At 69.2% G+C, this 11,988-nt stretch carries 14 protein-coding genes; 8 read left to right on the top strand and 6 right to left on the bottom strand.

The window, feature by feature from the left end; translation table 11 throughout:
- The first annotated feature begins 29 nt into the window (after nt 1-29).
- Nucleotides 30-305 carry a type II toxin-antitoxin system Phd/YefM family antitoxin gene (locus tag G6N66_RS19730; RefSeq protein WP_085234351.1) on the top strand — a complete coding sequence of 92 codons (276 nt, stop codon included), beginning with the start codon at nt 30-32 and terminating at the stop codon, nt 303-305.
- The gene (locus G6N66_RS19725; protein ID WP_085234352.1) at nt 302-568 is read left to right on the top strand and encodes a type II toxin-antitoxin system RelE family toxin; all 267 of its coding nucleotides are present in this window, start codon (nt 302-304) and stop codon (nt 566-568) included. Before G6N66_RS19730 ends, G6N66_RS19725 begins: the two co-directional genes overlap by 4 nt.
- A gap of 20 nt (nt 569-588) precedes the next feature.
- Here G6N66_RS19725 and G6N66_RS19720 read toward each other — a convergent pair whose 3' ends face one another.
- The 5 genes from G6N66_RS19720 to G6N66_RS19700 form a co-directional block, all read right to left on the bottom strand.
- Nucleotides 589-1,734 carry an Mrp/NBP35 family ATP-binding protein gene (locus tag G6N66_RS19720; RefSeq protein WP_085234363.1) on the bottom strand — a complete coding sequence of 382 codons (1,146 nt, stop codon included), beginning with the start codon at nt 1,732-1,734 and terminating at the stop codon, nt 589-591.
- 36 nt (nt 1,735-1,770) lie between these two features.
- Nucleotides 1,771-2,856, bottom strand: a complete 1,086-nt coding sequence (locus G6N66_RS19715; protein ID WP_372515661.1) for a lytic transglycosylase domain-containing protein — start codon at nt 2,854-2,856, stop codon at nt 1,771-1,773.
- A gap of 233 nt (nt 2,857-3,089) precedes the next feature.
- Complete coding sequence (locus G6N66_RS19710; protein ID WP_085234354.1) at nt 3,090-3,575, bottom strand: DUF1003 domain-containing protein; 486 nt, start codon at nt 3,573-3,575, stop codon at nt 3,090-3,092.
- Nucleotides 3,572-4,891 carry a magnesium transporter MgtE N-terminal domain-containing protein gene (locus G6N66_RS19705; protein ID WP_085234355.1) on the bottom strand — a complete coding sequence of 440 codons (1,320 nt, stop codon included), beginning with the start codon at nt 4,889-4,891 and terminating at the stop codon, nt 3,572-3,574. The genes G6N66_RS19710 and G6N66_RS19705 overlap by 4 nt, the downstream gene beginning before the upstream one ends.
- A 61-nt stretch (nt 4,892-4,952) precedes the next feature.
- On the bottom strand, nt 4,953-5,399 hold the full coding sequence (locus tag G6N66_RS19700) for a DUF4190 domain-containing protein (RefSeq protein WP_163645882.1): 447 nt from the start codon (nt 5,397-5,399) through the stop codon (nt 4,953-4,955).
- Nucleotides 5,400-5,460: 61 nt separating this feature from the next.
- Here G6N66_RS19700 and G6N66_RS19695 point away from each other — a divergent pair, with 61 nt between their 5' ends.
- The 6 genes from G6N66_RS19695 to G6N66_RS19670 are packed head-to-tail and all read left to right on the top strand — an operon-like array spanning nt 5,461 to nt 10,676.
- A complete protein-coding gene (locus G6N66_RS19695; protein WP_085236671.1) occupies nt 5,461-5,982 on the top strand; it encodes a general stress protein in 522 nt (173 codons plus the stop codon).
- Nucleotides 5,983-6,022: 40 nt separating this feature from the next.
- On the top strand, nt 6,023-7,366 hold the full coding sequence (locus G6N66_RS19690; protein ID WP_085236701.1) for an ABC transporter substrate-binding protein: 1,344 nt from the start codon (nt 6,023-6,025) through the stop codon (nt 7,364-7,366).
- On the top strand, nt 7,363-8,229 hold the full coding sequence (locus tag G6N66_RS19685; RefSeq protein WP_232079361.1) for a carbohydrate ABC transporter permease: 867 nt from the start codon (nt 7,363-7,365) through the stop codon (nt 8,227-8,229). Before G6N66_RS19690 ends, G6N66_RS19685 begins: the two co-directional genes overlap by 4 nt.
- Nucleotides 8,219-9,040 (top strand): carbohydrate ABC transporter permease, encoded by an 822-nt coding sequence (locus tag G6N66_RS19680; RefSeq protein WP_085236703.1) that lies wholly within the window; start codon nt 8,219-8,221, stop codon nt 9,038-9,040. The genes G6N66_RS19685 and G6N66_RS19680 overlap by 11 nt, the downstream gene beginning before the upstream one ends.
- Entirely contained in the window at nt 9,041-10,180 is a 1,140-nt protein-coding gene (locus G6N66_RS19675; protein WP_085236673.1) for an ABC transporter ATP-binding protein, read from the top strand.
- Nucleotides 10,167-10,676, top strand: a complete 510-nt coding sequence (locus G6N66_RS19670) for a suppressor of fused domain protein (RefSeq protein WP_232079360.1) — start codon at nt 10,167-10,169, stop codon at nt 10,674-10,676. Before G6N66_RS19675 ends, G6N66_RS19670 begins: the two co-directional genes overlap by 14 nt.
- 102 nt (nt 10,677-10,778) lie before the next feature.
- Here the strand turns inward: G6N66_RS19670 and corA are convergent, their stop codons facing one another.
- Nucleotides 10,779-11,909, bottom strand: a complete 1,131-nt coding sequence (corA, locus tag G6N66_RS19665) for a magnesium/cobalt transporter CorA (protein WP_085236675.1) — start codon at nt 11,907-11,909, stop codon at nt 10,779-10,781.
- Nucleotides 11,910-11,988 lie beyond the last annotated feature (79 nt).

Raw genomic sequence — 11,988 nt, 5'->3', positions numbered from 1 at the left:
TCGACTCCGATCCCAGGTAGGGTCGGCATATGACGACGTTGCCGTTGACCGAGGCGAAGACCAGGTTGAACGAGTTGATCGATAGCGCGATAAGCACTCACGAACGGGTGACGATCACTCGGCATGGCAAGCCGGCGGCGGTCCTGATCTCGGTGGATGACCTGGAGGCACTGGAAGAAACGCTGTACTGGCAGGCGCAGCCGGGCGTGCGCGACGATATCGCGCAGGCGCGAGGCGAAGCTGATGCCGGGACGCTGATGGCGGAGGCCGACGTGCGCCGCCGCTACGGCGTTGGGCGCGTGTGAGCTGGACGGTGGGCCTGGCCAGTACCGCCCGCCGCGACATCGACAAACTACCGCCACGGTTGGTATCCGCGGTGGTGGAGTTCATCTTTGGTGCGCTTGCGCGTGACCCGCGCCGGGTGGGCACGCCGTTGCGAGGGGATTTCGAGGGGCAGTGGTCTGCACGCCGCGGCGACTACCGCGTGCTGTACATGCTTGACGACCATCGGGGCCAGATCGTTGTCACCCGGGTGGGGCATCGCTCCCAGGTCTACCGGCCTCGGTAATCCCTTCGGCCGCACGGGCACTAGCGTCGGGTCGGGTCCAGCCCCAGCGACACACCGGCCAGCCCGCGCCGCCGCGACGACAACCCGTCGGCGATGCGTAGCAGTTCCTTGCCCACCGGGGAGTCCGGGCCGCTGAGCACGATCGGCACGCCCGCATCGCCGGCGGCCACCACGGCCGGGTCCAGCGGGATCTGGCCCAGCAGCGGCACGTCGGCGCCGACCGCGCGGGTCAGCCGCTCGGCGACCTGCGCGCCGCCGCCCTCGCCGAACACCTGCAGCGTCGATCCGTCCGGCAGCACGAGGCCGGACATGTTCTCCACCACGCCGACGATGCGCTGGCGGGTTTGGATCGCGATGCTGCCGGCCCGTTCGGCGACCTCGGCGGCGGCCAGCTGCGGCGTGGTCACCACCAGGATCTCGGCGTTGGGGATCAGCTGGGCCACCGAGATGGCGACGTCGCCGGTGCCCGGTGGCAGGTCCAGCAGCAGCACGTCCAGGTCGCCCCAGTAGACGTCGGCCAAGAACTGCTGCAGCGCCCGGTGCAGCATCGGGCCGCGCCACACTACCGGGGTGTTGCCCTGGGTGAACTGGGCGATCGAGATGACCTTCACGTCGTGCGCGATCGGCGGCAGGATCATCGACTCGACCTGAGTGGGCCGGTCGGTGGTGCCCATCATCCGGGGCACCGAATGGCCGTGGATGTCGGCGTCGAGCACGCCGACCGACAGGCCGCGCGCGGCCATCGCCGCGGCCAAATTGACTGTGACAGAAGACTTTCCGACGCCGCCCTTGCCGGACGCGACGGCGTACACCCGGGTCAGCGAGTTGGGCTGGGCGAACGGGATGACGGGCTCGGCCGCATCACCGCGCAGCTGCTTGCGCAACTCGGTGCGCTGCTCGTCGTTCATCACGTCCAGGCTGACCCGCACCGCGCCGGTGCCGGGCACGTCCGCGACGGCCTGGGTGACGCGCTCGCTGATTTCGGTCTTCTTCGGGCAGGCGGCGGTGGTCAGGTAGATGCCGACGTGCACGGCGCCGTCGGGCTCGACGTCGACGCTCTTGACCATCCCGAGTTCGGTGATGGGCCGGCGCAGTTCCGGGTCGATCACCTTGGCCAGCGCGGCGCGGACAGCTTCGGTCAGATCCGGGGTCACATCAGCAGACATCACCACCGAGTCTAGGCGGGCGCCGGTGGTGCCAGCTCAGCCGGGCGGGGGCGGTGGTGGCACGTTGAACGGCTGGCCCGCGCCGGGCTGCTGCGGCCCGGGCCCGCCGCTCGGCGCGCCGATGCAGATCAGCGTGCAGCCGGGCATCCGTGTCACCGGCGCCGGGCCCTGCGGGGCTTGCGGTTGCATCCAGGGGAACATCGGCGGGGTGTTGGCCAGCGTCGGTGGGCTCAGGTCGATGATCGGCTCCTGCGGGCCGAAGGCGTAGGTGGGCAGGCCGTTGATGTTCATCGGCAGGCTGGGGCCCAGGCCCTCGGGGTGCTCGTCGTGCGCGCTGCCCAGCGGGGGCGGCGGCCCGACGATCGGGGGCAGGTCGACCGGGACCACGCCGGTGGCGTACGCCGCGGCCCAGCCCAGCACGTTCTGCGCGTAGGGCATCGAGTTGTTGTAGCGCAGGATCGCGGCCATGACCCCGTTCGGGTCGCGCAGGTTCATCCCGCCGCTGCACAGGTAGCGGGCGGCCGCCAGGGTGGCGTCGAACAGGTTCTGCGGGTTGGGCGCGCCGTCGCCCTTGCCGTCGGCGGCGTAGCGCGCCCAGGTGCCGGGCAGGAACTGCATGGGCCCCATCGCGCGCGCATAGGTGACGGTGTTGCCGGTCGAACTCTGGACGATGACCTCGTTGCCGGGCAGCGTGCCGTCCAGTGCCGGGCCGTAGATCGGGTAGACGGCGGTGCCGTTCGCGTCGACGGCGCCGTTGTTCGCGTGGCCCGACTCGATGCGGCCGATGCCGGCCAGCAGGTTCCAGCTGACGCCGCAGCCGGGTGCCTCGACGGCCATCTTCATTTCGGCATTGCGGTAAGCCGACAGCGCGACCGACGGAATGCCAAGGGCGCCAGGCGTATTCACGATCATCGGGGGTGGCGGCGCCGAGATGGCGCCCTCGGCGACGTGGAAGGCGGTCGGCGCGTGCAGGGCCGCGATGACACTGGGGCCGGACGCACTGGGGCTGGACGGCGACACCGCGGCGACCGGCGCGATCGCGGCGCGCACGGCCGCGGGTGTCTCGGGGAACAGCGCGGGGGCTCCGCCGACCGCGCCGGCGAACACCAGGGGAGTGATCACCGCCATGCCAAACAAGGGCGAACGCGTCGTCCGACGCGCCCGCTGCTGCACTGTCTCCGCCCGCTGTCGCCGGCGTCCGCCAATGCGCACTCGACCGTCCTAGAGTTCGTGAGCCTTCGGAAAACCCTTGCGAAACCTGTTCGTGTTTGTTTCGAGTCTGTTTCGTTGCTTGGTGAACTAGATCACCATACATAACTCTTGTGACGGGAGTGGCGCAATGGTGGATCTGCGCCTCAGTCGCTCTTCTCCGGCTGCAGATCGGTCAACAGGGCACGCAGATCTTCCAGTTCGTCCCGCAGGTGCTCGCGCGTCGGGACCTCGCGCAGAACGAGCCGCAGCGCGGCCAACTCGCGCGCCAGGTACTCGGTGTCGGCCTTCGTCTGGGCGGCGCGACGCCGATCCTCCTCGAGGGCGACCCGGTCGCGGTTTTCCTGACGGTTCTGGGCCAGCAGGATCAGCGGCGCCGCGTAGGCCGCCTGGGTGGAGAACGCCAGGTTGAGCAGGATGAACGGGTACGGGTCCCAGCGCCATTCGATCGCGCTGACGTTGAGCGCGATCCACAGCAGCACCACGATCGTCTGGATCAGCAGGTAGCGCCCGGTCCCGAAGAAACGGGCGATGGACTCGGTGACCTTCCCGACGGCCTCGGGGTCCGGGCGCAGCGACGGCCGGCGCGAGGTCTTCGGGGTGTACAGGCGCGACAATCCGGGGTTGCTCACTGGCCGTCTCCGGCCGCGGACGTGGTGGCCGCGGTGATCGCCGCGGTGTTCACGGTGTCGAGCTCCTGGGCATCGGCGCGCCAGTCGTGCGGCAGCAGGTGATCCAGCAGGTCGTCGACGGTCACCGCGCCCAGCAGGTGGTGCTGGTCGTCGACCACCGGACCGCAGACGAGGTTGTAGGCGGCGAAGTAGCGGGTCACCGCGCCCAGGGCGGTCTGCGGGGTCAGGGTGAGCAGGTCGCTGTCGACGATCTCGCCGACCAGCGCGGCGGGCTCCTCGCGGAGCAGCCGCTGCAGCGGCACGTGGCCCAGGTAGCGCCCGGTCGGGGTGGCCGTCGGCGGCTCCGCCACGAACACCATCGACGACAGCGCCGGCGTGAGGTCGGGATCGCGGACCCGGGCCAGCGCCTCGGCGACCGCGGTGTCCGGGGTCAGCACCACCGGATCCGAGGTCATCAACCCGCCGGCGGTGTCGGGGGAGTACTTCAGCAGTCGGCGCACCGGATCGGAGTCGTCGGGATGCATTCGGGTGAGCAGCATTTCGGCATCGGTCGGGTTGAGCACGCCGAGCAGGTCGGCGGCGTCGTCGGGATCCATCTCCTCGAGCACGTCGGCCGAGCGTTCGGTGCCCAGCTGCGTCAGCACCTCGGCCTGTTCCGGCTCGGGCAGCTCCTGCAGGATGTCGGCCAGCCGGTCGTCGTCGAGGGCCTTGAACACCTCGGAGCGCCGCTTGGGCGGAAGCCCGCGGATCGCCTCGGCCACGTCGACCGCGCGTTGGCCGTCGAACTGCTCCAGCAGCTGCGCCACCCCCTGGCCCGGCATCGCCAACGTCGACGGCGTCAGGCCCTGGACCCGGTGCCAGTCCACCACGTGCACCGGGCCGCGCCGCCCCAGCCGACGCTGAGCGCGGACGGCGACCCGGGTCACCATCCAGTCCCGGGTCCGGGTCTGCTCGATGCCCAGGTCGGTGACCACGACGTCGGCGCCGGCCAGTCCGGGCGCGTTGACCTGGACCGGGGTGTCGAGCACTTGCCCCAGCGCAAGCACCTCGCCGGGCCGCTGCTCGAAGTGGCGCAACGAGACGGTACCGGTGCTCAGCGTCACCGCCTCGGGCGCGATCGCGGCGACCCGCAGGATCGGGATGAAGATTTTCCGCCGGGTCGCCAGGTCGACGACCAGGCCCAGGACGCGGGGTTGCTGGCGCACGATGCTGATGCTGATCACCACATCGCGTACGCGCCCGAAGGATTCGCCCATGGGGCCGAGCACCAACATCCGGTGCAGGCGCGCCACGTACACCTGGTTGACCGAGTCCATGATTAGGAAGCCTAGGCAGGGTCGCTGTGGACGGCAGCCCGCAGTGCGACTTGGCGGTGAATTAGCGGTACTGCGTGGCGAAGATCGCCACGACCAAGGCGACAACCAGGCCCGCCACCCCGAGCGCGATGCCGGCGACGGCCAGGCCGAAGCCCTCCTGGCGGGTCCGCTTGATCTGGTCGAGCGCGATGATGCCCAGCACGATGGCCGCGATCGAGCCGAGGCAGCACAACAGGCCGGTGAACGCCGTGATCAGCGAGGCGATCGCGAGCCCGTTGGTTCCCGTGTGCGGCATCGGTGGCGGGTAGTAGGGACCCGCGGGCAGGGGCGGGCCGAATTGCGGCCTTTGAAATGGCGGGTAGGGCGGGTAGGGCGGGTAGGGCGGGTAGGGCGGGTAGGGCGGATAGTCCGCCGGATAGTCCGCCGGGTAGTCGGCCGGCGGCGGTTCCCAGGGCGGCTGCCAGGGCGGCTGGTGCGGGCTGCGCCCGTCGTCGCCGGGGACTGTCATGCGGTCAACCGTAAATCAAGCCAGTGCGGTTGACGCCCAACCCTGGAATGATGGAGCCGCAATGACTAGCCCATTCCAGCCCGGACAGGTGCCCGGGGGCCCGACCGGTGGTGCCGCCGGTCGCCGCGGCGCGCCCGGGCTGCCGACTCCGCCCAAAGGCTGGCCCGTCGGGTCCTATCCCACCTACGCCGAGGCGCAGCGCGCCGTCGACTACCTGTCCGACCAGGAGTTCCCGGTGCAGCAGGTGACCATCGTCGGGGTGGACCTGATGCAGGTGGAGCGGGTCACCGGCCGGCTGACCTGGCCCAAGGTGCTCGGCGGCGGCGTGCTCAGCGGCGCCTGGCTCGGACTGTTCATCGGGCTGGTGCTCAGCATCTTCAGCAACACCTGGGCCGTGCTGCCCACCGGCGTGATCGCCGGGGTGTTCTTCGGGTTGATCACGTCGGCGGTGCCGTACTCGATGGCGCGCGGAACCAGGGACTTCAGCTCGACGATGCAGCTGGTCGCCGGCCGCTACGACGTGCTGTGCGATCCGCAAAACGCCGAAAAGGCACGGGATCTGCTGGCGCGCCTGGCGATCTGACGTGCGGCGCTTGGTTGCGGCGGCGCTGTTGGTCGCCTCGATGGTGTCGGCCTGCGGGTCGGGACCGTCGGGCCTGGTGCTCAAGTTCTACACGCCGGCCACCGACGCCGCGACGTTCACCGAGGTGGCCCGGCGCTGCAACGAGCGGTTCGCCGGCCGGTTCACCGTGGCGCACGTCAGCCTGCCCCGGTCCCCGGACGGGCAGCGCGTGCAATACGCGCGCCGGCTCACCGGCAACGACCACACGCTGGACGTGATGGCCGTCGACGTGATCTGGACCGCGGAGTTCGCCGAGGCCGGGTGGGTGCTGCCGCTGTCCGACGACCCGTCCGGCCGGGCAGCGGCCGACGCGGCCGTCGACACCCTGCCCGGCCCGCTCGCGACGGCGCGCTGGCGGGGCAAGCTGTATGCCGCACCCGTCACCACCAACACCCAATTGCTTTGGTACAGAACGGATTTGGTGGACCAGCCGCCGTCGACGTGGGACGCGATGGTGGCCGAGGCCGCGCGGCTGCACGCCGCCGGCGGGCCCAGCTGGATCGCCGTGCAGGCCAACGCGGGCGAGGGGCTGATGGTGTGGTTCAACACGCTGCTGGTCAGCGCCGGCGGTCAGGTGCTGAGCGAGGACGGGCGCCGCGTCACCCTCACCGACACCCCCGCGCACCGCGCGGCCACCGTGGCCGCGCTGCGGATCCTCAAGGCGGTGGCCACCGCGCCGGGCGCCGACCCGTCGCTCACCCGCTCCGACGCCGGCACCGCGCGGCTCGCGGTGGAACAGGGCAACGCCGCGCTGGAGGTGAACTGGCCGTACGTGTTGGCCTCGATGCTGGAGAACGCGGTCAAGGGCGGCGTGCCGTTCCTGACGCTCAACCGGATTCCTGAGTTGGCCGGCAGCGTCAACAACCTCGGCACGTTCGCGCCCGACGAGGAGCAGTTCCGGGTTGCCTATCAGGCCAGCCGGCGGGTGTTCGGCTTCGCGCCGTATCCCGCCGTGCTGCCCGGGCGGCCGGCCAAGGCCACCATCGGCGGGCTGAACCTGGCCGTGGCGCGGACCACCCGGCACCGCGCCGAGGCGTTCGAAGCCATCCGGTGCCTGCGCAGCGAGGAGAACCAGAAATACATCTCGGTCCAGGGCGGCCTGCCCCCGGTGCGGGCGTCGCTGTATGCCGACCCGCAATTCCAGGCCAAGTACCCGATGTGGGACATCATCCGCCGGCAGCTCACCGACGCCGCCGTGCGCCCGGCGACGCCGAACTATCAGGCGGTGTCGCTGCGGTTGTCGACGGCGCTGCAGCCGATCGCCGGCATCGACCCGGAGCGCACGGCAGACGAGCTGACCCGGCAGGTGCAGAAGGCGATCGACGGCAAGGGCCTGCTGCCGTGAGTTCCGAGCGGCGGCTGGCGTTCGCGCTCGTCGCGCCCGCGGCGACGCTGATGCTGGCGGTGACGGGCTATCCGATCGGCTACGCCGTGTGGCTGAGCTTGCAGCGCAACAACTTTGCCACCCCCAACGACACCGCGTTCGTCGGCTTGAGCAACTACGTCACCATCCTGACCGACCGGTATTGGTGGACGGCGCTTTTGGTGACGCTGGCGATCACGGTGGTGTCGGTGTCGATCGAGTTCGTGCTGGGCCTGACGCTGGCGCTGGTGATGCACCGCACGCTGGTCGGCAAGGGGCTGGTGCGCACGGCGGTGCTCATCCCGTACGGCATCGTGACCGCGGTCGCGGCCTACAGCTGGTTCTACGCCTGGACGCCGGGCACGGGCTACCTGGCCAACCTGCTGCCGCACGGGTCGGCGCCGCTGACCTCGCAGGTGCCGTCGCTGTTGATCGTGGTGCTGGCCGAGGTGTGGAAGACGACGCCGTTCATGTCGCTGCTGCTGCTGGCCGGGTTGGCGCTGGTGCCCGAGGATCTGCTGCTGGCCGCGCAGGTCGACGGCGCGGGCTTTTGGCGGCGGCTGACGCGGGTGATCCTGCCGATCATCAAGCCGGCGGTGGTGGTGGCGCTGCTGTTCCGCACGCTGGACGCGTTCCGCATCTTCGACAACATCTACGTGCTCACCGAGGGCGCCAACGACACCGACTCGGTGTCAATCCTGGGCTACGACAACCTGTTTAAGGGTTTCAACGTGGGGCTGGGCTCGGCGATCAGCGTGCTGGTGTTTTTGTGTGTGGGTTTTATCGCTTTGGTTTTCATCAAGGTGTTCGGGGCGGCGGCGCCCGGGAGTGCCGATGGCCGGTAGGCGCTTGTTCTGGGTGGTGGTGGATGTTTTGGTGGTGGCCTACGCGCTGGTGCCGGTGTTGTGGATTCTGTCGCTGTCCCTCAAGCCGACGTCAATGGTCAAGGACGGCAGGCTGATTCCGTCGTCGGTCAGTTTGGAGAACTACCGCGGCATCTTCCGCGGCGAGTTCTTCAGCTCGGCGCTGATCAACTCCGTCGGAATCGGGTTGACCACCACCGTGATCGCGGTGGTGCTGGGGGCGATGGCGGCCTACGCGATCGCGCGGCTGGACTTCCCCGGCAAGCGGCTGCTGATCGGCGCGACCCTGCTGGTCACCATGTTTCCGGCGATCTCGTTGGTGACGCCGCTGTTCAACATCGAACGGTTTCTGGGGTTGTTCGACACCTGGCCGGGGCTGATCCTGCCCTACATCACGTTCGCGTTGCCGCTGGCCATCTACACGCTGTCGGCGTTCTTCCGCGAGATTCCCTGGGATTTGGAGAAGGCGGCCAAGATGGACGGCGCCACGCCGTATCAGGCCTTCCGCAAGGTGATCGTGCCGCTGGCGGCGCCGGGGCTGGTGACCGCGGCGATCCTGGTGTTCATCTTCGCCTGGAACGACCTGCTGCTGGCGCTGTCGCTGACCGCCACCAAGGCGGCGATCACCGCGCCGGTGGCGATCGTGAACTTCAGCGGCAGTTCGCAGTTCGAGGAGCCGACGGGATCGATCGCGGCCGGGGCGGTCGTGATCACGGTGCCGATCGTGGTGTTTGTTTTAATCTTCCAACGACGAATTGTTGCCGGGCTGACCTCTGGGGCGGTGAAGGGCTAGATGGCGGAGATTGTCCTCGAGCACGTCCACAAGAGTTATCCGGGCGGCGGTGTGGCGGTACACGACCTGAACCTGACCATCGCCGACGGCGAGTTCTTGATCCTGGTCGGGCCGTCGGGGTGTGGCAAGACCACCACGCTGAATATGATTGCCGGACTTGAGGATATCTCGTCGGGGGAGCTGCGCATCGGCGGCCAGCGGATGAACGAGAAGGCGCCCAAGGACCGCGACATTGCGATGGTGTTCCAGTCCTACGCGCTGTACCCGCACATGACGGTGCGGCAGAACATCGCTTTTCCGTTGACCTTGGCGAAGATGAAGAAGGCCGAGATCGCGGCCAAGGTCGCCGACACGGCGCGCATCCTCGACCTCACCGACCTTTTGGACCGCAAGCCCGCGCAGTTGTCCGGCGGGCAGCGCCAGCGCGTGGCGATGGGCCGGGCGATCGTGCGCCATCCCAAGGCCTTCCTGATGGACGAGCCGCTGTCCAACCTGGACGCCAAGCTGCGGGTGCAGATGCGCGGCGAGATCGCCCGGCTGCAGCGCCGGCTGGGCACCACCACCGTCTACGTCACCCACGACCAGACCGAGGCGATGACGCTCGGCGACCGGGTGGTGGTGATGCACGCCGGGGTGGCCCAGCAGGTCGGCACGCCCGAGGAGCTCTACGAGCGGCCCGCAAACCTGTTCGTGGCCGGGTTCATCGGCTCGCCGGCGATGAACTTCTTCCCCGCCACCCCGACCTCCTTGGGCCTGCGGCTGCCGTTCGGCGAGGTGACGCTGCCCGCGCCGGTCCCGTCGGACACCAACGTGATCGTCGGGCTGCGACCCGAGCATCTGACCGATGCCGCGCTCGTCGACGGGCCTCGACGCCTGGCGTTCGAGGTGGACGTGGACATGGTGGAGTCGCTGGGGGCCGACAAATTCGTGTACTTCACCACCGCCGGGCCGGTTGTGCACGCGGCCCAGCTGGACCAGCTGGAGGCAGAGGGGGAGGTGCGCGAAAACCAGTTCGTGGCAAGGGTTCCCGCAGCGTCTCGGGCGGCGATCGGGCAGTCGGTTGAGTTGGCCTTCGACACTTCCAACATCGCCGTGTTCGACGCCGACTCCGGGGTCAACCTGACACGTGTCGCTGGATAGCGTGCGCGCGCATCTGCGCGACTACTTCGGGGTGGAGCCGGCTTCGGCGAGTGTGACGTTCCTGGGTGTCGAGCCGATCGAGGTGCTGCGATTCGGTGTCGGCGAGTTGGTGAATTATGTGTCGCTGGGCTGTTCGCGGGAGCCGCCGCACGTCGAAGTCGTTCTGCGGCTTCGTGATCCCGGGCCGGCGACCGGGCTGGCGCGCAGCATGGCGGTGCTGGCCGCGACACCGGCCGTCGAGGGCGTGGAGCTGGTCGGCGACGCGCTGATCGACCTCGGCGCCCCGCTGTGGACGGGCGCGCCGTTCACCGCGATGCTGTTGGGCCCCAGCGAGATTCCCGATCACGACGCGGTGGGGTTTCTTTCCGCCACGCCGATCACCGCGACCGAGGCGGCGTGGGTGCGGCTGAAGGGCGCCGACGCGATGCGACAGGCGTGGGAGCACGACGGCGTCGACGTGCTGGACCCGTATCGCCCTGCCGCGCAACCACATTGAGTGTGCGCCGACGGCGTCGAGCGTGAAGCCGGTGCGAAAAAATAGCGAAATTTTCGCCCTGGCTTCACGCTCGGCGAGAAAAGGGGGCCGGGGGCCGGAACGCTAGAGCCAGTTGACGCGGCGGAAGGTGAAGTACAGCACCAGGCAGACGGTGACCATGCCGGCGACCACCGTCGGGTAGCCCCAGTGCCATTTCAGCTCGGGCATGAACTGGAAGTTCATGCCGTAGATGCCGGCCAACGCGGTCGGCACCGCCGCGATGGCCGCCCACGCCGAGATCTTGCGCATGTCGCTGTTCTGCTGCATGCCGACCCGCGCCAGCGCGGCCTGCACCAGCGAGTTGAGCATGTCGTCGTAGCCGGTGATCTGGTCGGCGGTCTCCGAGTGGTGGTCGGCGACGTCGCGCAGGTAGCGGCGCACCTCCTTGCAGATCAGGTCCTTGTTGTCGGTCTGGATCCGCTGGAATGCATGCCCCAGCGGGGCCACGCACCGGCGCAGCTCGACGACCTCGCGTTTGAGCAGGTAGATCGGCTCCACGTCGAGGGTGCGGCCGGGCGCGAACGCCAGGGCCTCGATGCTGTCGATGTCGGTTTCCATCAGGCTGGTCACCTCGACGTAGTGGTCCACCACGTGGTCGGCGATCGCGTGCATCACGGCATACGGACCCCACCGCAAATGCTGCGGGCTGGCGTCCATCTTCCCGCGCACCTCGGTCAGGCCGCCGTGTTCGCCGTGGCGCACCGTCACCACGAAGTTGCTCCCGACAAACACCATGATCTCGCCGGTTTCGACGATCTCGCGGGCCAGCACCACCGATTCGTGCGGCACGTAGTTGACGGTCTTGAGCACCAGAAACAGCGTGTCGTCGTAGCGCTCCAGCTTGGGCCGTTGATGGGCCTGCACGGCGTCCTCGACCGCCAACGGGTGCAACCCGAACACGTCCGCGACCTCCTGCATGCGCGCCTGGTCGGGCTCGTGCAAGCCGACCCAGACGAACGCCTCCTGCGGCGTCTCCTCGGGCAGCTGCGGCCGCGACAGTTCGATCTCGCGAACCTTGTCCAGCGCCGCGGCGCAGGAATCGTATTTGCCCGGCAGCCGGTGGCCGTCGACGTAGACGCCGCAGTCCACCAGGGGCTCGGGCGGCGGCGGGGCGGGGTGGACGTGCTGCTGGTACGCCCTGGGCTTCGCCACCGCTCGAAGCGGTTCAGGCAATGCATCAAACCCCGTGGCCATGGCAGTCGATGCTACGCGTCAAGCCCTAACGCCGCGTGACGGCGCGATGGCATCGTGCGCTAGTTTCGACGCCGAGACG

This window comes from Mycobacterium conspicuum (assembly GCF_010730195.1).
Lineage (GTDB): Bacteria > Actinomycetota > Actinomycetes > Mycobacteriales > Mycobacteriaceae > Mycobacterium > Mycobacterium conspicuum.
The sequence above is the reverse complement of the archived record's forward strand: the minus strand, read 5'-3'. Positions and strand labels throughout refer to the sequence as shown.

Excerpts from the sequence above, each read along its gene's own strand:
- G6N66_RS19730 (WP_085234351.1), top strand. The coding sequence starts at position 30 with ATGACGACGTTGCCGTTGACCGAGGCGAAGACCAGGTTGAACGAGTTG.
- G6N66_RS19720 (WP_085234363.1), bottom strand. The coding sequence starts at position 1,734 with ATGTCTGCTGATGTGACCCCGGATCTGACCGAAGCTGTCCGCGCCGCG.
- G6N66_RS19705 (WP_085234355.1), bottom strand. The coding sequence starts at position 4,891 with ATGGACTCGGTCAACCAGGTGTACGTGGCGCGCCTGCACCGGATGTTG.
- G6N66_RS19700 (WP_163645882.1), bottom strand. The coding sequence starts at position 5,399 with ATGACAGTCCCCGGCGACGACGGGCGCAGCCCGCACCAGCCGCCCTGG.
- G6N66_RS19695 (WP_085236671.1), top strand. The coding sequence starts at position 5,461 with ATGACTAGCCCATTCCAGCCCGGACAGGTGCCCGGGGGCCCGACCGGT.
- G6N66_RS19690 (WP_085236701.1), top strand. The coding sequence starts at position 6,023 with ATGGTGTCGGCCTGCGGGTCGGGACCGTCGGGCCTGGTGCTCAAGTTC.
- G6N66_RS19680 (WP_085236703.1), top strand. The coding sequence starts at position 8,219 with ATGGCCGGTAGGCGCTTGTTCTGGGTGGTGGTGGATGTTTTGGTGGTG.
- G6N66_RS19675 (WP_085236673.1), top strand. The coding sequence starts at position 9,041 with ATGGCGGAGATTGTCCTCGAGCACGTCCACAAGAGTTATCCGGGCGGC.
- corA (WP_085236675.1), bottom strand. The coding sequence starts at position 11,909 with ATGGCCACGGGGTTTGATGCATTGCCTGAACCGCTTCGAGCGGTGGCG.